An 18,489-nucleotide genomic window follows, 5' to 3' on the forward strand; every position below is an offset into this window, starting at 1 on the left:
GCTGATCTTGATCCTCGTAATCCTGACACTGATGGTGATGGCACCAATGATGGTGATGAGGATACCGATGGTGATGGCATCAAGAATCGTGATGAGTCCACCACTCCTGATGAGGATCCTGACCATGTAGGTATCACCGATAAGGACAATGATGGTGTTGCTGACATCATCGATCCTTCGACGATGGCTACGGATATCACTCCTGAGTGGGATAACTCTTCTACTCCTGCGGATACTCCTGTGACTGTTCCGAATACTGGTGAGACCATTCCTGATGGTTCTACGGTTGATGCGACTGTGGATCAGCCAGGTTGGGATGTATCCACCTTGCCGGATGGCACTGTGACGGTGACGCCTCCTGCGGATGCGACCCCTGGTGATAAGGCTACGGTGACTGTTGAGGTGACCTACCCTGATGGTTCGGTTGATGAAGAGACCTTCACCGTGACGGTTGAGGATCCATCTGGTGCTGGTGATGATGCAACGAACACCACTCCGGATTGGAACAATGTTGAGGTCAAGCCTGGTGAGTCTGTGACTGTTCCAAATGATGGTGATGCGTTGCCAGCTGGTTCTGAGGTGACTGCGGAGTCTGATAAGGGTTGGACCACTACGGTCAATCCTGATGGTTCTATCACGGTGACGCCTCCTGCAGGTGCTGTTGCTGGTGATAAGACCACGGTGACTGTTGAGGTGACCTATCCTGATGGTTCTGTGGACACTGAGACGTTTACGGTGACTGTGTCTGATTCTGCGAACAACACGCCTTCTACCCCTGGTGATGGTGGTTCCAACAATGGTGGTTCCAGCAATGGTGGTGGTTTGTTGCCGTGGATTATCGGTGGTGCGATCCTCGGTGGTCTGGCTAATGGTTCCTCGAATGGTTCTAGCAATGGTTCTTCCAATGGTTCTGCTGGTGCAAACCAGAGCAACCAGGGCACTCAGGGTGCTCAGAGCAACCAGAACAACCAGGGTCAGCAGCCTTCTAAGGGTGTGCAGCCTGGTCAGTCCGCGCAGTCTGCTCAGCCTGCTAAGGGTGTGCGTGGTGCGTTGGCGAACACTGGTGTGTCCGGTGTGGTAGCTGCTCTTGCCGCTGCGCTGCTTGCTTCTGCTGCTGGTGCGTTGCTGCTGGTGACCCGCCGCCGCAAGGAAAGCTAAACCCCCACAAAGGGAAAGTGACTTCACCCGCCCAATCCAACCAACCGCTGTTGAGTTGAATTGGGCGGGTGGCAAAAGCCACGGCCCTTCGTTGTGGGTAGCTTCGATTAGGGTCGTGAGTCCTGCCCGCTCCGGCTGGGCGGGACAGTAACACCGAGTGATGTTGTGATTTGGGGACAAGCCACAACGTTGCTCGGTGTTTTTCTATGCCCTAACCCCCTACAAACTCCTCCAACCACCACTGGTGCACGCGCATATCAGGGGTGGACTCTGGGTGAAAACTCAACCCCAGTAGGTTTCCGGAGCGTAGGCCAACGATGGTGGCGTCGGGAAGCGCAGCAACCTCCGCAGCGCCGGCGCCCACCGCGAGCACCTTCGGGGCTCGGATAAACACGGCGGGGAAGTCCCGGACCGGCCCCACATCTAGGGTGGTTTCAAAGGAATCCTGCTGGTTGCCAAAGCTGTTGCGCGCCACAGTGATGTCCAGCGCGCCCAGCGTTTGCTGCCCGGGTGCCAGGCCGTGAACCTCCTTGGCTAGGTAAATCAGCCCGGCGCAGGTGCCCATTACGGGCAAGCCGGCGGCGATGGCGTCCATGAGGGGGTTGGCAAGGCCAAATGTTCTGGCCAGGCGGTCAATTACGGAGGATTCGCCGCCGGGGATCACCAGGCCGTCTAGCCCTTCGAGCTCATCAGGGCGGCGCACCCGCACCACATCCGCATCAAGGCGTTCCAGCATCGCCTGGTGTTCTTCCACGCCGCCCTGGAGGGCCAGGATGCCAATGCGCATTACCAGCCTCGTTCGGCCAGGCGGTGGGGTGCGGGGACGTCGGCAACATTGATGCCCACCATGGCCTCGCCGAGGTTGCGGGAGAGACGGGCCAGGGCGGTGGGGTCGTCGAACAAGGTGGTTGCCTCCACGATGGCCTTCGCGCGGGCGGCGGGGTTGCCGGACTTGAAAATGCCGGAGCCCACGAACACGCCTTCGGCGCCCATTTGGCGGACCAGGGCGGCGTCGGCGGGCGTGGCCACACCGCCGGCAACGAACGTCACCACGGGCAGCTTGCCGGTTGCCGCCACCTCCGCAACCAGGTCATACGGAGCCTGCAGCTCCTTGGCTGCCACATAGAGTTCGTCCTTGTCCAAGGTGCGCAGGTGATTGATCTCGCCGCGGATGGTGCGCAGGTGCCGCACCGCCTCGGAGACGTCGCCAGTGCCGGCCTCACCCTTGGAACGAATCATCGCCGCACCCTCAGTGATGCGCCGCAGTGCCTCGCCCAGGTTGGTGGCGCCGCACACGAACGGCACCTTGAAATCCCACTTGTTGATGTGGTGCGTGTAATCGGCGGGGGAGAGCACCTCGGACTCATCAATGAAATCCACCCCCAGCGCCTCCAGGATCTGTGCCTCCACAAAGTGCCCAATGCGGGCCTTCGCCATCACCGGGATGTCCACAGCGTTCACGATCCCCTCAATGAGGTCTGGGTCAGACATCCGGGCAACGCCGCCCTGGGCACGGATGTCTGCGGGCACGCGCTCCAGCGCCATGACTGCCGACGCCCCCGCGTCCTCCGCAATCCGTGCCTGCTCCGGCGTGACCACATCCATGATCACGCCCCCCTTGAGCATGTCCGCCAGGCCGCGTTTCACTTTGGTTGTTGCAATGTTGGTTTCAGTGTTGGTTTCAGTCATGGGGGATATTCTGCGGCCCCAAAGTGGTCTATCGCAATATCCAAATGAGGCGTGTTGTATTGGGCCACTATACTAATTAGGGTGCGTTCAGAAACAGTGGTTCAGCTCCCAGACCTTCCCACGTTTTCCTCGGGCCCATTGCCGGTGCAGATCGCGGAATGGCTGCGCGGGCACATCGCTTGCGCAAACCTCCGCCCAGGCGATCACCTACCCTCCACCCGCAGCCTAGCTCGCACCCTGGGGGTGTCCCGCGGGACGGTAGTAGCGGCGTATGAACAGCTCGCCGCAGAAGGCTACGTGGAGGGTGCACAAGGCGCGGGCACTCGGATCAACCCCGCGCTCGCGCAGGTGCACCCCTTACCTGCGCCGAAACCACAGGCTAAGCCCTCCACCCCCTCTGTAACCGTGCTACGCCCTGGAGCCCCGGATGCTGAGGCGCTGGCAACGTCGTCCTGGCGCGCCGCATGGCGCCAAGCAGTGGCAGCCCCCTTGCAGGAACTGGAACCCCTGGGAAGTTGGGAACTGCGAGTCCAGATTGCTGAGCACCTACGGCACATGCGCGGCGTTGCTGCAGACCCCAGCCACATTTTGATCAGCGCAGGCGCGCGTGAAGGCCTGGGCATGGTGCTGCGTGCCCTCGATGTGGAAACGGTGGCAGTGGAGCAACCGGGATTCCCAGGGCTGCGCCGCGTGTTTGGGCACCACGGCTGCAAGCTAGTGGACGCCCCCATGGACACCCACGGCATCCTGCCCGCGCAAGTTCCGCAGGCTGAGGCGCTGCTGGTCACCCCAAGCCACCAGTATCCATACGGAGGGGCGCTCGGTGCGCAGCGGCGCCACGAGCTGGTCCAATGGGCGCGCAGCAACGATGCCTGGCTGATCGAGGATGACCACGACTCCGAACTGCGTTACACCGGCCAACCCCTGCCAGCACTCCACGCCTTGGACCCTACCCGCACTATCCTGCTGGGGACCTTCTCTGCGCTGCTCACCCCCGCGCTGGCGGTGGGCTATGTGGTGCTGCCGGCGGCGCTGGTGGACCGGGTGACGCAAACACGCCGCGAGCTGGGCTCCCCGGTGGGTGCGATTCCACAGCTCGCGCTGGCGGCCTACCTGGAAAGCGGGGCGCTGCGCAGGCACACGCAGTCCAGGAGGCGTGTGTACCGGCGCCGCCGGGACATGGTGCAGGCCGCACTCGGGGACCTCAGCGGTGACGGCGTGGAGCTCATGCCCATTAGCGGCGGCCTGCACGCCGTAGTGCTGTGCGAGCGGCCCAGCGCAGAGGTAGTGGAGGCCTGCGCGCAGGGCGGGTACGGGGTGATGCCGCTGGAGGGGTACTGGGGTGGCTCGGGAGAAGGCGTTGCCGTGGGCCGTGCGGTGCACGAGGGCCGTGACAGCCGTGACGGCCGTGACAGCCGTGACGGCCGTGAGGGACAGCTCAACGGCGTGGTGTTTGGTTTTGGAAGCTGCAGCGACGCCGTACTGGCAGACGCCCTAGAGGTAATCCGCGGGGCGCTGGTGGGGAGCCGCTAGAACACGTCCACGCGGGCCCCAAGGTTTTCTGCCTGGATGAGCTGGCTGATCCAGCCGGGATTGGTGGGGTCAGGGTGGACGCGGAACACGGGCCTGCTGGAAACGGCGCCGCCTACCGCGCGGGCCTCGTAGCGAACGCGGGAACGGTAACCTGCGTCAGCCAGTTCTTGCAGGTTGGGCGGGGTTTCCACTAAGTGTGCGCGGGCGTCGGTGAGCAGTGAGAGCGCTTCGTCGAGGGCGTCTACCAGGGCGTCGCGGTTGGTTTCGCACATGGCGCGCACCAGGGAAGGGGCGGTGCCGGCCACGCGGGTGCCATCGCGGAAACTGCCCGCAGCCAGGGAGAGAGCCAGGGCACCGCCGTTGTCGCCAACAATTGCCAGCGCCTCTGCCAGCAGGTGCGGCAGGTGGGAGATGCGGGCCACGGCGGCGTCGTGGTGCGTCACCCGGCTTGGGATCACTTCAGCGCCCACGAGGTTCGCCATGTTCGCCACGTCAATCCAAAGCTGCACCCACTCAGCGCTGATTTCCGCGCTGGGAGCCTGCGTTGCTGGGGTGCTGGCGGCGTCGTACATGCTCGCTGCGTAGTCAAACGTGACCACCCACGCTGCGCCTTTGAAGAGGTCGATTTGTGAGGCGGTCCAGCCGGAGTCGGCGGTGCCGGCCATGGGGTGCCCGCCCACGTAGCGTTCCTGCATGCCGTGCGCGCAGATGAGCTCGTAGACCTGTGCTTTGACGCTCACCACGTCCGTGATGCCGCAGCTCGGCGCGTGCTCGGCGATGGCGGTGAGGAGGGAGTCGATGGCGGGCATGGGGGTGGCCAGCACAATCAAGGCGCCCTCGCGTTCGGCGCGCTGCAGCGTCTCGGTGAGGTCCGCGGAGACATCAAAGCCTTCCTTCTCTGCGGCGCGCACGCCAGAAGGGGAGCGGTTGTAGCCAAACGCAGGCACCGCTTCCGCGTGGAGGGCGCGCAAGAGGGAGCCGCCAATCAGGCCGAGGCCCAGGATGCATACGGGGCGGGAAATTTGATGGATACTCACCCTGACAAGCATGGCACAAGCGCAGTAGTGTTGAGCGGTATGAAGCAAGATTTCGCAGTAACAGTGGCACGGGTTGAAGGCGCATGGCAGGTGCGCCCCTTTGAAGACGACTTCACGAACGTGCGCACCTCCGTGAACGCGGTGCGGAACTTACGCTCCGAAGGTGCAGCATTCGCCCTGCTCTGCGTAGACAACGACTATTTTGTGATCGTGCGGCCCACACCCACCCGCGTCCAATTCTTGCTTTCCGACGCCACCGCCGCGGCCGAAGACGACTTTGCCGCCGATATCCTCGACGAGCTGGACGTAGACATCCCAGACGCCGATGAAGAGCCATACGCCGAAGGTGACTTTGACATCCTCGCCGACCTTGGCGTGAGTGAACAAGTGATGCAAGTGATCACCGACGAAATCGACTGGTGGGCATCCGAACAGCTACTACGCATTGCGGAAGAGCTGGGCTTTGAAGACGAACTCGCTGACCTCTAGTGCGTCCTGTGCTGCCCACCCCGGCTGGCCAAGCCCAAGCTGAAACCTGGATGCGGGAGGCCATCGCGCACGCGCGCACCACACCCCCTGCAGACGTCCCCTGCGCCGCCCTCATCTACGGCCCCGAAGGCAACGTACTGGCGCGGGCCACCAACCGCAGGGAAACCGACCACGACCCCACCGCCCACGCCGAGGTCCTCGCGATCCGGCAGGCCGTGCGGGCGTTGGGCGCAGGTTGGCGCCTTGAGGACTGCACGCTGGTAGTCACGTTGGAGCCATGCACGATGTGCGCGGGCGCCCTTGTTGGCGCCCGCGTAGGCGCACTGGTATTCGGCGCCTTTGAACCCAAAACGGGTGCCGTGGGATCCGTGTTCGACGTCATCCGCGACCCCATGGCCCTCCACCAGATGGAAGTTCGAGGCGGCGTGCTGGAACACGAATGCGCCCAACTCCTCAGGGACTTCTTCGCCGAAGTGCGTGGCGGTGCTGGTGGCGGTGTTGGTGGTGTTCGTGGCGTGGCTGGTGATTTGCCGCTGTTGTAGGCACTCCGTTAGGCTGATCGGCGGTGGCGTGTCCGAGCGGCCGAAGGTGCTCGCCTCGAAAGCGAGTGTTGGGTAACCCCCAACCGCGGGTTCAAATCCCGCCGCCACCGCGTGTTTTTGAAGCCCCAGGGCACCGTGAACAAAACGGTGCCCTGGGGTTTCCTCATACGGCGTGCGCCTCGGGGTTCGGCTGGCGGAATATGATTCTTTCGCCGTTCTGGGCTAAAGGTCGATGGCTTAAAGTCGATAGCCCGTGGCGTTGGTCGATAGGGCGGCGATTTTCGGGGAAATTTGGGTGGTATCGACTTTAAGGTATCGACCTACGCGCCCTATCGACCAACGCGCCAACCCCCGCAAGCCACCCGGCCCCGCAACCCCTACCCGCCCAGCAACCCCCCGCCCCAGCAAAATGCCATTTTCCCTAGCCGTAGTAGGCTGGCTACTTGGAGCAACGCGCGCCACTTGGGACTCGCCCGGTAACACAACACACAGCCGGCGCACACCGGCGCGCGAATTGATTGTGAATAAGTGTGAATAAGGGAGCCTAGGGAGTAGTGGCTGATTTTCTTTACCGCCTTGGAAGGTGGTCGTTTCGCGCGAAGTGGTTGGTGATTACTGCGTGGGCGGTGTTGCTGGCTGCTGTGGGCGGCTCGGCACTTGCGTTCCAGCAGGGGTACAACGACGTCTTTGAGATCAACGACACCCCCGGCGCCCGCGCGTTTGAGCTGTATGCGGAAAACTTCCCGGATGCGGATAACCCCATGACTGCCGCCGGCGTGACGGTGGTGTTTGCCGCCCCGGAGGGGCAGCGCTTGGACGACCCACAGAATGAGCAGGCCGTGCAGGACGTGGTGGATAGCCTCGAGGCGAACGTAGACGGCCTTGTGCCTGGTCAGCGCTTTGGTAATCCGCTTACGCTGAGCCCACAGCTTGAGCAGATGGTGGTGGAGCAGAGCACTGCGTCTGGCCTGCCGGAGGAGTTGGCGTTGGCGGATGCCGCGAACCTCAGCCTGGTGAGTGCAGATGGCCGGATCGCCTACACCGCATTTGACCTGGACGTTGCGCTTCCCGCGGACGTCACTCAGGAACAGCGCGATGCCATCACCGCTGCCATGGATGTGGGCCGCGCCGAGGGCCTGCAGGTGGAGGCCGGTGGGGCGGGTTTTGGTGACCCGATTGTGATTGAGTCCACCTCGGAAATCATCGGCATTGGCGTGGCAGCCGTGATCCTGGTGGTCACGTTCGGTTCCTTTGTTGCCGCCGGCTTGCCGCTGATCACCGCGATTGTGGGCGTGGGCCTGGGGTCGCTGCTGGTCACGCTTATGACGGCGTGGGTTTCCCTGAACAACGTCACCCCGGTGTTGGCGGTGATGTTGGGTTTGGCCGTGGGCATCGACTACGCCCTGTTCATCCTCTTCCGCTTCCGCCGCGAGCGCCACGACAAACCCCTTGAGGAAGCCGCCGGCATTGCCACTGGTACGGCTGGCTCCGCGGTGGTGTTCGCTGGCCTCACGGTGATCATTGCGTTGGTGGCGCTCGGTTTGGCGCAGATCCCGTTCCTCACCTACATGGGTATCGCCGCCGCCGTCACGGTGGCGCTGGCCGTGATGGTGTCTCTCACCCTGGTCCCGGCTCTGCTCGGCGTGCTGGGGGAGCGCACGTTTGCACTGCGGATTCGGAAGGGCCGCACCCCTTCAACTGATCCAACAAGCCCCACCAACACCATGGGCCGGGCTTGGGTGAACTTTGTGCAGAAGCATCCGGGTGCGGTCCTCACTGCCTGCGTGATTGGCCTGGGAGCGCTTTCTTTGCCAATCGCCCAGCTCCAGCTCTCCTTGCCCTCCGATACTCAGGCTGACCGCGGGACCACCCAGCGAGCGTCGGCAGAGCTTTTGGCGGAAGGCTTCGGCCCCGGCATCAACTCACCGTTCCTGGTGATTGTGGATGGGCATGAAGCGCGTGCCGACGCCCCCGCGTTGGAGCCGTTGGTGCGCGCCCAGCGGGAGGGTGCTGAGGCAGCGGGGCAGGAGTTTGATCCGCAGGTTGCCGCAGCGCAGAGCACGTTTTCTTATGTCGTGCAAAAGTTCTCCACGGTGCAGGGCGTGAAGCATGTGCAGATCGTGGGCCAAAGTGAGGATGGGCTGGCGGCGCAGCTTCTGCTCACCCCGGAAAGCGCGCCGGAGGACCCGGCAACCAATGAACTCATCTCCGCATTGCGCCTGCAAGAGCCGCAAATCCAGGAGGCCACCGGCGCGGAGACTGGCATCACGGGTTTGGTGCCGGTGCAGCAAGACATCACCAACCGCCTCGCGGAAGTGATGCCGCAATATCTGGGCATCGTGGTGGGCTTGGCGGTGTTGCTGCTCATGATCGTGTTCCGCAGCTTCTGGGTACCAATCGTGGCGGGTGCGGGCTTCCTGCTGTCCGTGGGTGCCGCCTTTGGCGTGACCGTGGCGTTCTGGCAGGAGGGCCTGTGGGGGCTGGTGCCAACGCCTGGGCCGATCATCGCGTTCATGCCGATCTTCCTCATTGGCGTGTGTTTTGGTTTGGCAATGGATTATCAGGTGTTCTTGGTGTCCGCCATGCGTGAGCATTTCGCCAGCAATGACGGGGACACCATGCGCCCAGGTACGCTGCTGAACGCCACTGAGGAGTCTGTGGTGGAGGGCTTTGCCAAGTCGGCGCGCGTGGTCACTGCCGCTGCACTCATCATGATTGCGGTGTTCGTTGCGTTCATTGGCCAGCCAATCCCGTTCATCAAGATCTTCGGCTTTGCACTGGGTGCGGGCGTGCTCTTTGACGCCTTTGTGATCCGCATGGCCTTTGTGCCAGCCGCGATGTTCCTCATGGGGCATCGCACGTGGCACATGCCAAAGTGGCTGGATAAGATCTTGCCGCACCTTGACGTTGAAGGCCACAAGCTACAAAAGGAGCACAGCCGCGCATGACCAACCCAGATACTTCCTTTACGCTCGGAACTGAGCTTCACGCAGACGGGCAGCCGGGGTCCGGGCGCCACGGCCGCACCGGGATCATCCACACCCCTCATGGAGACATCCACACCCCGGCGTTCATTCCTGTTGCCACCAAGGCTACGGTGAAAACGCTCACCCCGGAGCAGGTGCGCCAGACTGGCGCGCAGGCCATCCTCTCCAACGCGTACCACCTGTACTTGCAGCCGGGTCCAGACATTGTGGACGAGGCCGGCGGCGTTGCTGCATTTGAGCACTGGGACGGCCCAACCTACACCGATTCCGGTGGCTTCCAGGTGATGAGCCTCGGCGTGGGCTTCAAAAAGGTGCTGGCAATGGACACCAAGGGCTTGGATCGAAGTGACATCGTGGCGCAGCGTTCCAAGCGCATGGCAGTGGTGGATGAGGACGGCGTGGATTTCCGCAGCGTCATTGATGGCTCGAAGCACCGCTTCACCCCCGAGGTAAGCATGCAGATCCAACACCAACTTGGCGCAGACATCATGTTCGCCTTCGACGAACTCACCACCCTCGTAGACACCCGCTCCTACCAGGAAAGTTCCGTAGAACGCACCCACCGTTGGGCGCGGCGCTGCCTCATCGAACATGACCGCCTCACTCGCGAACGCACCGGCAAACCCCTCCAATCCCTCTGGGGAGTGGTGCAGGGCGCGCAGTACGAGGACCTCCGCAGGCAGGCCGTGCGTGGACTGCTGGAGCTGGATAAGGAAGCTACCGACGCAGGCAGGCGCGGCTTCGGGGGGTTCGGCATTGGCGGCGCCCTGGAAAAAGAGAACCTGGGAACCATCGTGGGTTGGGTGTGCGATGAGCTGCCCAAGGACAAGCCCCGCCACCTGCTGGGCATTTCCGAACCAGATGACCTTTTTGTTGCCGTGGAGGCCGGGGCAGACACTTTTGACTGCGTTGCCCCAACCCGCCTTGGCCGCCGCGGCGGCGTGTACACCCTGGATGGCCGCATGAACCTCACCGCCGCTCGCTTCAAGCGCGACTTCCGCGGTGTGGACGAGGAATTTGGCGGCTACGTTTCTGAAAACTACTCCCGCGCCTACATCCACCACCTGCTCAAAGCTAAGGAGTTCCTGGCCGGCACGCTGTGCACCATGCACAACCTGCAGTTCATGATCACCCTTGTGGACAACATCCGGGAAAGCATCAACGGCGGCTACTACGAGGACTACAAGCGCGAGTTCATGGGGCGCTACTATGCCTCGAAGGCCTCCAAGCGAGGCAGCTAGCTCTGGTGAAATTCGCGCACATAAGCGCCAAAACCTGGGGCAGTGAAACTGAGCTTGCCCCAGTGTTCCGCTGAGATGATGCCCTTGTCTATGAGCTGTTTGCGTACGGTACTGATGGCTTGGGTGGAAACCCCGAGGGCCTCAGCAATGTCTTTGCGATCCACCTCATCGTGGCCGGTGGCGGCCATGGCAACGAGGAACTCCGCCTCCTTCGGGGTGGCCTTGGTCCAGCGTGCGCGGAAGAAGTTTTCCAAGGCCAGGGCAAATTCGCTGGCACCTTGCTCAGCGCTGCTTGGTAAGATCATCGCGCCGGGATCAGGGTAGCTCGCGGCTTTCCAACATTCATCGCCATAGAGTTGGAGAAAATACGGGTAACCCCCGCAGGCCTCAAGGGCGGAGTTCAGCGCTTCTTGGTGCCACCGTACCCCGCATGCCTGCGCTGGGTTTTCTAGGGCCTTGGCTGCGTCGGCACTGCTCAAGTTCCCGAGGAGCCGGTACTGGAAGCGTTCGGCAAAGCTCACGGCCTCTGTGACTACGTCTTGGGTATTGCCCAGGCCTGCGGCGAAGCAGATGGCGGGAATCTCTGGGTTCTCTGATTGCATGTGCTGCCACGCGTAGGCCAGGGCGCGGAGGCTTTCAGGGTCGGCGAGTTGGAGCTCGTCGATGAAGATGGCAAGGCCGCTTTTGCGCTGGTCAAAGCTCACCTGGGCCGCCTGGACTAGCACTTCCTGCAATTTGCGGCTCAACGCTGGGTCCGCAAATTCACTTTCACTGCGCTGAGGGGCGGCCACACGGAGTCCAGCGAAAGAAAATTGGAGTGATTCAAGTAGCTGGCGCAAGCGATCCGCAGAACGCGATTTCCACGTGCTGCTTACTTCCAGCAACTGCGCGAGCAGGCTGTCTACCACCGAGCCCTCGCCCGCAGTTACCCACAAATTGAGGAAGCCCAGGTGCGCGGCCTCACGTTCCGTCACGCGCAGTAGAGACGTTTTGCCAACGCCACGGGGGCCAACGAACACCGTGATACGCCCGTCCAGCCGCGGCGACGTACTTAGCAGAGCCAGACGCATATTGGCTGACTCCAAGAACTTTTCGCGGCCAAAGAGCTCGCTAGTCACAGTGCCTGGTGTATATGGGCTGTGCTGCATGTCCTACCTTTCTTGCTCAACTCCGGGCTTTGGGGGTTTTAAGGTGAAGCGCTCCCGGCGCTCAGTGGAGGTCCTATACGAACCTATACATTGCCTAATGTATAGGAAAGTATCGGATGGCGACCTGGGAAAATGGTGAAAATGGCCAAAAAATCAGACCTATACATTGCCCAATGTATAGGAATGTATAGGTCGGTAACAGTACCCCTGACCCCCCATGGAGCTATGCCTTTGGGCGTGCGGGAGGGGAGCGTCGGAACGCGCTTTACAGCACTTGCCCTTCCTGCCCCGCTTCAAGGTAGGGCTCGCGGCGCTTTACCCACCCGATCACCTGGTAGGTCACTGGCATGACGAGCACCTCGATGAGGGTTTTCCAGACGAAGCCAACCACAACGTAATTCACCAGGTCGCTGGCGGTGGCGATGCCGATCACGGGGGCGGCGATGAGGCAGAACACCAGGGTGTCGCCGAACTCGCCCACGATTGTGGAGCCGATGAGCCGCCGCCACAGGCCACGTTCGCCGCTGCGCTGTTTCATACGGGTGAGCACCCAAGCGTTGAGGAGCTGGCCCAGCGCATAGCCCGCCAGCGAGGCCACCACGATCTGCGGAACCAGCCCCAACGTTGCGGCAAAGGCCTCCTGCCCTTCGTAGAAGTCTGCGGCAGGCAGCCAAATAGCTACATAAAATGCCGCGACCGCGAGCAGTGTCACCCCGAAACCTGTCCAGATTGCGCGCCGGGCTGCGCGGAAGCCAAAGCATTCGCTGAGGACGTCGCCCAGCACATATGCGGCGGGGAAGAGGAAGAAGGCACCGTCGGTGACCAGCGGCCCAATTGTCACGCCCTTGGTGGCGGTGATGTTGGAGATGAGGAAGATACTCACAAACAGCGTAACCAGCACGGGGTACACACTGTGTTGGACGGGGATGTAGCGGGGTTGTTGAGTCACCCGTACATAGTGGCACACCAGTTGGCCTGAAGGAGACTGTGCACTTCGGGTTACACTGGCCCACATGACTGGAGCAGGTAGATACGCGCCCTCACCCAGCGGCGACCTCCACTTTGGCAACCTTCGCACCGCCGTCCTGGCGTGGCTGTGGGCGCGCAGCACGGGCCGCGCATTCCTCATGCGCGTGGAGGACGTAGACACGCAGCGCAGCTCCATGGACTCCGCCGAACGCCAACTAGAAGACCTCGCCACCCTCGGCCTGGACTGGGACGGTGTCTCCTACCAGCACGAACGCTACGAACTGTATCAGGCCGCGCTGGCCAAACTGCCGCACTATGAATGCTTCTGCTCGCGCAAAGACATCCAGGAAGCCTCCCGCGCGCCGCACGCCATCCCCGGCTCCTACCCCGGCACATGCAGGGAGCTTTCCGACGCCGCCAAGGCCCGCAAGCGCGCAGAGCTCGCAGCGCAAGGCAGGGTCCCAGCTCTTCGGCTCCGCGCCGAAGTAACCGAATGGACAGTGCACGATGAATTGGTGGGGGAGTACCGCGGCGAGGTAGATGACATGATCCTGCGCCGAGGAGGCCACACCCCCGACTGGGCCTACAACCTGGCCGTTGTGGTGGATGATTCCGCCCAGGGCATCGACCAAATAGTCCGCGGCGACGACCTCCTCCCCTCCACCCCACGCCAGGCTTACCTCCTCCACCTCCTGGGCCAACCCACGCCCACCTACGCCCATGTGCCCCTAGTGCTCAACGAACAGGGCAAACGGCTAGCCAAGCGCGATGGTGCGGTGACCCTGCGCGAAATGCTCTCCCCTCATGAACAAACCAGCGTTGGTGTTGCTGCTGTGGTGCGGCTGATGTGTGAAAGCCTTGGCATGCCGCAGGTGGACACGGTGCCTGAGATGCTCGAGCATTTTTCACCTGCGGACCTGCCGCGCGAGCCATTTGTGTGGCGCCCATAAACAAAACCCGCCTCGCGTGTGATGCGGGGCGGGCAGGCGGGCGGAAACGCGGCAATTAGGCGTTGCTGCTGGTATCGGTTGGAGGGACCACACCCATTTCTGCATTTGGGCGCATACCACCCATTCCGCGGCCACCCATTCCTGTACCCGTTCCGGCAGCAGCCTGGCCGGCGGTGACGTTGGTGCCATTCACAGAGTAGGACTCGCCGGTGGTGATTTCAGGTGAGGAGTACTGCACCATTTGGAAGTTCTTGATTGCCTCAACTTCCGCCAGTACCGCCCCGGCACTATCAGTGATGGTGATTGTGTCACCAGCGCTTCCCTGCACGCCAGCGGAAAGCCATCCTTGCCCATCGGTGTTGGGGTTCACGGCCATACCTGCGGAGCCAATGGTGATGAGCTCACCACCGGTAATGGAGTAGGTTCCGTTCACATCGATGCTGCCATTGCCGGAATTTTCGGGGCCGTGCACCACAGTGGTGCCGCCAGTGATGGTGAGGTCGCCGTTCGAATCCAGGCCGTCGCCACCGGCATTGATAGTCACCTCGCCGCCAGAGATCGTGACCTGCTCACCGGAGGACTGATCCATGCCGCCCATGCCGCCCATGCCGCTAGGGGAGTTCGTGTTTGCTATCGTGCTGGCTGCGTCGGTAGTGCCAGATGCGAGTGCCTCGGCGGAGGTGTAGCCGGAGCCATTGATGGCGTCGTCGGTGGAGGTGAGGTTGATGGTGCCTGCGCTGATGGTGATGAGGCCGCCTTCCAGCGCTTCGTTGGATTTGGTGACGTCAACGTTGGCGCCGTCGAGCACGGCGGCGACCTCCGCGTGGATGCCGTCATCATCGCTGGCTAGGGTGAATGTGCCACCACTGAGGCGCAACGCACCGTTGGAATGAAGGGCGTCATCGGTGGAGGTGATTTCCACGGTGCCGCCGGAGGTGAGCAGATAGGTGCCGGCCTTGATGCCCTTGGAGGAGACGTCTTGGCTGGTGTCGCCGTTCGTGGTGATTGTGATGTTGCCGCCGGTGACAACTGCATCCGTGGAGGCGTCAATGCCGTCGCCGCTGGCCGTGAGTGTGATATCGCCGCCTGAGATGTTGACGTAGCCTTGCGTAGGATCATCGGTTTGGTCGGACTTCAGGGCGTCGCCGCCGCTGGTTACGTTGATGGTGCCGCCGCTGATGGTTAGGGAATCGTTGCCCTCCAAGCCATCGTCGCCGGCTTTGACCGTGACCGTGCCGCCGAGAATTACCAGGTCGTCGGCGCTCTTGATGCCGTCTTCAGCGGCGTCTACCTCAAGGGAGCCGCTGCCGGTGACCGTGAGGTCGGACTCCGCCTGGATGGTGCCCTTCATGGTGCTGCTGCCCTCAAGGACGATCGCAACGTCATCCGCCGCAGTGACCGTGATGTCCCCAGCAATATTTGCATTGTCCACAATCAAAGTGACTTGTTGGTCTGCTGCATTGATTTCCACGCCGGTGCTATCACCGCTGATGCGGTAGGTGCCGCCGGAGGTGATCGTGCCGCTGACCTCCTGTGCGCCCGAGGTGCTGCCCTCATATACGCTGGCCTCGGCGTTTTCCGAAAGCGCTTCAGCAGCAGTTGGGGGATTTCCGACGCCCCACGCGCCGCTCGTGGCCACCGCCTGCGTGGTACTTGCGGAGAGTGTGCTTGTTTCGGAGGTTTGAGTGGTGTTTGGTGCGGCGGTGCACGCCGACAGTGCGATGGCTGCGGCGAATGCGGTGCTGAGTAGGGAAGTGCGGATTGGGAGGCGTTTCATTGTGTGCAATTCTTTCTGTGATTTGGTGGGATTTAGTGGGTGTCTGAGTTACTTGAGTTATTTGAATGACTGCTCGATGATGCGGTGCCAGCGATTTCGCGGCAGGCTAGGGTCCAGTGCCGCCATTCCAGTGCCGAACTTGGAAATCTTTTGTGGGCGGTGGCCATATGCCCACAACAGGCGATCCAACTGCGAGGGACTGGCACCGGACTTCGTTTCAAAGATCGCCATGTCCGGGCGATCCAGGTAGGCGCCCTGGTGATTGGCCCAGTCCAGGTCCGTATCAATGGTTGCTCGGCCCACCCCGTCCGCCATGAGCAGGGTGCTGCGGTTGTAGCTGCCCCAGAGCACGGGATGCAAGTCCCAGGCGGTGTTGGCGTCCATGCCCGCCAGCTCCAGCTTGCTGCCGAGCCAGGGAATGACGTCCGGGAGGAGTTCGTCGGACATTGCTGCCTCAAAGTTGTACGGGATGCGCTCTTTGACCGTCACTCCCCTGGGGCCTGTGCCCTTGACCTCAAGGAATGCGATCTTGGAATCCACGTAGCTGCGGGTGCGAACTTTGAACTTTCGGCGCCGGGGCCTCGCCGCCATGTAGAAACTAGTGAGCCCTGGGGTGTCAAAGTAAGTTGAGCGATACGCCTGTGGCACCTTTTGGTTGTGCACAAGGGTTTTGGTGTTTGGGTCCAGCCCTTGGATGATTCGCTGTACCTCGCCGCGTGGTAGGACGTACTTGCGGTCCACCCTGGTGAGCATCGCTGCCTGGCTGATGAGCTCCTCGAGGCTGATGGGTTGGAGTTCGGAGAAGTCGAGGGCGGGGGAGTGGGCTGTACTAAGCATTGGTCAACTCCGGGTGAGCTGGAAGGGCTTGCTTGCGATCAGTAACAACCTCGACGAGGGTGATGTCATTGACCAGGTCCAGGCGAAGCACATTGGCATGCTTGACCTTCTGCCCGAGCACGCGCTCCAGCTCCTGAACGAGCTCAGTATGGTTCGTGATCGCGTGGTCCAGATTCACCTCCTGGCGCTGGCCTCCAAAGGAGGCGACCTTTCGTGTATCCGCCACGGCAAGGACAAGCACGATGAGTGCGATCATTGCTATTGCCAGTATGGACGCGGCTTGCGTGAGGCCGGAGATGAGGCCGATCGCCAGGGCGGCAAAGTAGTACGCTACCTCGCGCTGGCTGATTTCTGAGCTACGCAATCGGATGATCGAAAGTACACCGAACAACCCGAGGCCCAAACCTGCGCCTACCGAAGAAGTGGCAAGCACCTGCGACACCGCAAGCACACCCACGTTCACACCCAGGAAGGCGACCACGAGGTCTGCACGGCGGTGACGTGGGAAGTAAATGGCGAACACGAGGGTGGAGATTGCAAGGAGGTCGATGAGAATCATGATGGGGGACATCGTGATTGGCCTTTCTAAAACCATGCGGAGGATTTCCGCGGATCAAATGCAGCGGATGCTGTCTGTCTCTGGGAATGAGTTTGGCTTTGCTTGCTTGGGGGTGTTGAAGCCGCGTAGTTGGTACTGACTTTAGTTGTAGTCGGTACTGGGGTGTTCTACGTTGTTGGTACTGGTGGTGCTGGCCCTGATCCTGTGGCGGGGAGTCAGGGCCAGCGTCATGATTGATGACTTGTGCTTGGTGATTTAGCCGTTGGCTAACTCGTCATCTAGGGCATCTTGTGAGACCTTCTTTCGAACGTCATAGTCGTTGAGTTGGACGGTGTAACCAGTTGCCAGGCGGTTGACGATGGAGTCGCCGTTGACGGCATCAGGCATGCGTTTGCGCCAGAATGAGGCGGTGGATTGGCTGATGATGATCATCGGTAGGCGTTCGTGGCGATCAAATACAATCGTGGACAGGTCCGACTGACCTCGTGCATCGATCGGCGTGGTCATGAAATCATCAAGGATCAGCAAATCTACATTGACGAGTTCTGACATCATCGTTTGGTATTCGAGGCTTGTGACGTCATGTTGGGCCAGTTGTGCAAGCAGTTTGTCGAAGCGGGCATAGGTGACGCTATGTCCGTTTTGGCAGGCTGCGACTCCGATCAGGCAGGCAAGGTAGGTCTTTCCGGTTCCGGACACGGCACGAAGTTGCACGTTGGCTGAGTCTTGGCGCCAGTTCTGACGGGTGAGTCGGCGAAGCTTGTTGACGTTGAGTTTGCGCTCTTCGACATCGATCAGATCCGTGATGGTGGCTTGGGGGTATGGAAAGCCAGCATTTTTGATGGCTTTGGCCACCCGATTGGCTTTACGTTCTGCGGTGGCTGCTTTGACCGCGTTGTAGAAGAGTTCTTCTGGGGTGGCCAGGGCTTCGGTGTCGGCGTTAATTTCGTTGTAGAAATGCGCCGCAAACCCGGTCATACGTAACATCCGCAGGTCAGCACTGATGTCTTCAGGAATAGTGATGGTCATGAAAGTCTTCCTTTCTCTTCGAAGGGGCTAGTTCTCATAGTGGGTTGCTGGGCGAATGAGCATCCCATCTGTATCAGCTGCGGATTCACTGATCGCTGCCGGTGCGTGATTGCCACCAGCACCGTGCGACGCTGTTGCCGGCTGTGCCACGGGTGGTGTTGCACCAATGGTGTGCACGTGGGTTTGCAGTCGCTTGAGCACGCTGATGTTTGGGCGCAGTCCCCGGTCAAGGACGAGTTGGCAGGCAGGCTCTAACGTGGCGGATTTGTGCTTCCGCCCTAAGGCCGCAAGCACATTACGTGCCTGAATGAGTCCTCGCGCGGGTGAGGCAGCATTAAGCTCAATGATCTGTCGGATGACCGTGACGGTGGCTGGGCCAAAAGACCCAGCCCAATTGACGACCTCATCGACGCTTAACGCCTTGGTGTCATGGGAGCCATCAGGGGAATGGGCAGGATCTGTGCTGTAGCGATAGCGCAGGCCATGGATCCGGTCATGCTCGGCTACTAGCTGCTCACCGTTATAGATACTGACCAACCTCGGT

At 61.4% G+C, this 18,489-nt stretch carries 16 protein-coding genes, 1 tRNA gene and 1 pseudogene; 8 read left to right on the top strand and 10 right to left on the bottom strand.

The genetic code is table 11. The features are described from left to right. The coding region (locus NQ018_RS10600; protein WP_257060891.1) for a Rib/alpha-like domain-containing protein at nucleotides 1-1,158 on the top strand (1,158 nt) is incomplete at its 5' end. A gap of 211 nt (nucleotides 1,159-1,369) precedes the next feature. Here NQ018_RS10600 and pdxT read toward each other — a convergent pair. Beyond that, a complete protein-coding gene (gene pdxT, locus NQ018_RS10605; protein WP_257060892.1) occupies nucleotides 1,370-1,945 on the bottom strand; it encodes a pyridoxal 5'-phosphate synthase glutaminase subunit PdxT in 576 nt (191 codons plus the stop codon). Then, the gene (gene pdxS / locus NQ018_RS10610; RefSeq protein WP_257038881.1) at nucleotides 1,945-2,847 is read right to left on the bottom strand and encodes a pyridoxal 5'-phosphate synthase lyase subunit PdxS; all 903 of its coding nucleotides are present in this window, start codon (nucleotides 2,845-2,847) and stop codon (nucleotides 1,945-1,947) included. Before pdxS ends, pdxT begins: the two co-directional genes overlap by 1 nt. Nucleotides 2,848-2,928: 81 nt before the next feature. On the opposite strand from pdxS, the gene pdxR reads away from it, so the two are divergent. Next, entirely contained in the window at nucleotides 2,929-4,380 is a 1,452-nt protein-coding gene (pdxR, locus tag NQ018_RS10615; RefSeq protein ID WP_257060893.1) for a MocR-like pyridoxine biosynthesis transcription factor PdxR, read from the top strand. Here the strand turns inward: pdxR and NQ018_RS10620 are convergent. Continuing rightward, entirely contained in the window at nucleotides 4,377-5,417 is a 1,041-nt protein-coding gene (locus NQ018_RS10620) for a prephenate dehydrogenase (protein ID WP_257060894.1), read from the bottom strand. The genes pdxR and NQ018_RS10620 overlap by 4 nt on opposite strands. Before the next feature lie 39 nt (nucleotides 5,418-5,456). On the opposite strand from NQ018_RS10620, the gene NQ018_RS10625 reads away from it, so the two are divergent. From NQ018_RS10625 to tgt, 5 genes are all read left to right on the top strand, one after another. Continuing rightward, entirely contained in the window at nucleotides 5,457-5,906 is a 450-nt protein-coding gene (locus NQ018_RS10625; protein WP_257038877.1) for a tRNA adenosine deaminase-associated protein, read from the top strand. Nucleotides 5,907-5,914: 8 nt separating this feature from the next. Beyond that, complete coding sequence (locus NQ018_RS10630; protein ID WP_257060896.1) at nucleotides 5,915-6,448, top strand: nucleoside deaminase; 534 nt, start codon at nucleotides 5,915-5,917, stop codon at nucleotides 6,446-6,448. A 22-nt stretch (nucleotides 6,449-6,470) separates the two neighbouring features. Continuing rightward, nucleotides 6,471-6,558 (top strand) — tRNA-Ser (locus tag NQ018_RS10635). Nucleotides 6,559-7,002: 444 nt separating this feature from the next. Next, nucleotides 7,003-9,396, top strand: a complete 2,394-nt coding sequence (locus NQ018_RS10640) for an MMPL family transporter (protein WP_257060897.1) — start codon at nucleotides 7,003-7,005, stop codon at nucleotides 9,394-9,396. Then, entirely contained in the window at nucleotides 9,393-10,676 is a 1,284-nt protein-coding gene (gene tgt, locus NQ018_RS10645; RefSeq protein ID WP_257060898.1) for a tRNA guanosine(34) transglycosylase Tgt, read from the top strand. The genes NQ018_RS10640 and tgt overlap by 4 nt, the downstream gene beginning before the upstream one ends. Here the strand turns inward: tgt and NQ018_RS10650 are convergent. Both NQ018_RS10650 and NQ018_RS10655 read right to left on the bottom strand, forming a co-directional pair. Next, nucleotides 10,673-11,824 carry a DUF8462 domain-containing protein gene (locus NQ018_RS10650; RefSeq protein ID WP_257060899.1) on the bottom strand — a complete coding sequence of 384 codons (1,152 nt, stop codon included), beginning with the start codon at nucleotides 11,822-11,824 and terminating at the stop codon, nucleotides 10,673-10,675. The genes tgt and NQ018_RS10650 overlap by 4 nt on opposite strands. Before the next feature lie 265 nt (nucleotides 11,825-12,089). Continuing rightward, the gene (locus NQ018_RS10655; protein ID WP_257060900.1) at nucleotides 12,090-12,773 is read right to left on the bottom strand and encodes a queuosine precursor transporter; all 684 of its coding nucleotides are present in this window, start codon (nucleotides 12,771-12,773) and stop codon (nucleotides 12,090-12,092) included. 55 nt (nucleotides 12,774-12,828) lie between these two features. On the opposite strand from NQ018_RS10655, the gene gluQRS reads away from it, so the two are divergent. Next, on the top strand, nucleotides 12,829-13,743 hold the full coding sequence (gluQRS, locus tag NQ018_RS10660) for a tRNA glutamyl-Q(34) synthetase GluQRS (RefSeq protein ID WP_373566942.1): 915 nt from the start codon (nucleotides 12,829-12,831) through the stop codon (nucleotides 13,741-13,743). A gap of 55 nt (nucleotides 13,744-13,798) precedes the next feature. On the opposite strand, the gene NQ018_RS10665 is transcribed toward gluQRS, so the two are convergent. The 5 genes and pseudogenes from NQ018_RS10665 to NQ018_RS10685 form a co-directional block, all read right to left on the bottom strand. Next, nucleotides 13,799-15,520, bottom strand: a complete 1,722-nt coding sequence (locus NQ018_RS10665) for a carbohydrate-binding domain-containing protein (protein ID WP_257060902.1) — start codon at nucleotides 15,518-15,520, stop codon at nucleotides 13,799-13,801. A gap of 57 nt (nucleotides 15,521-15,577) precedes the next feature. Then, nucleotides 15,578-16,357 (bottom strand): polyphosphate polymerase domain-containing protein, encoded by a 780-nt coding sequence (locus NQ018_RS10670; protein WP_257060904.1) that lies wholly within the window; start codon nucleotides 16,355-16,357, stop codon nucleotides 15,578-15,580. Then, entirely contained in the window at nucleotides 16,350-16,928 is a 579-nt protein-coding gene (locus tag NQ018_RS10675; protein WP_257060905.1) for a DUF4956 domain-containing protein, read from the bottom strand. The genes NQ018_RS10670 and NQ018_RS10675 overlap by 8 nt, the downstream gene beginning before the upstream one ends. 243 nt (nucleotides 16,929-17,171) lie before the next feature. Next, a complete protein-coding gene (locus NQ018_RS10680; protein WP_136141354.1) occupies nucleotides 17,172-17,945 on the bottom strand; it encodes an ATP-binding protein in 774 nt (257 codons plus the stop codon). 27 nt (nucleotides 17,946-17,972) lie between these two features. Continuing rightward, nucleotides 17,973-18,489, bottom strand: a pseudogene (locus NQ018_RS10685) (IS21 family transposase); the annotation flags it as partial.

The sequence above is a fragment of the Corynebacterium kozikiae genome, from assembly GCF_024580965.1.
GTDB classification, from domain to species: Bacteria; Actinomycetota; Actinomycetes; order Mycobacteriales; family Mycobacteriaceae; genus Corynebacterium; species Corynebacterium kozikiae.

Excerpts from the sequence above, each read along its gene's own strand:
- pdxT (WP_257060892.1), bottom strand. The coding sequence starts at position 1,945 with ATGCGCATTGGCATCCTGGCCCTCCAGGGCGGCGTGGAAGAACACCAG.
- pdxS (WP_257038881.1), bottom strand. The coding sequence starts at position 2,847 with ATGACTGAAACCAACACTGAAACCAACATTGCAACAACCAAAGTGAAA.
- NQ018_RS10625 (WP_257038877.1), top strand. The coding sequence starts at position 5,457 with ATGAAGCAAGATTTCGCAGTAACAGTGGCACGGGTTGAAGGCGCATGG.
- tgt (WP_257060898.1), top strand. The coding sequence starts at position 9,393 with ATGACCAACCCAGATACTTCCTTTACGCTCGGAACTGAGCTTCACGCA.
- NQ018_RS10650 (WP_257060899.1), bottom strand. The coding sequence starts at position 11,824 with ATGCAGCACAGCCCATATACACCAGGCACTGTGACTAGCGAGCTCTTT.
- NQ018_RS10665 (WP_257060902.1), bottom strand. The coding sequence starts at position 15,520 with ATGAAACGCCTCCCAATCCGCACTTCCCTACTCAGCACCGCATTCGCC.
- NQ018_RS10670 (WP_257060904.1), bottom strand. The coding sequence starts at position 16,357 with ATGCTTAGTACAGCCCACTCCCCCGCCCTCGACTTCTCCGAACTCCAA.
- NQ018_RS10675 (WP_257060905.1), bottom strand. The coding sequence starts at position 16,928 with ATGTCCCCCATCATGATTCTCATCGACCTCCTTGCAATCTCCACCCTC.
- NQ018_RS10680 (WP_136141354.1), bottom strand. The coding sequence starts at position 17,945 with ATGACCATCACTATTCCTGAAGACATCAGTGCTGACCTGCGGATGTTA.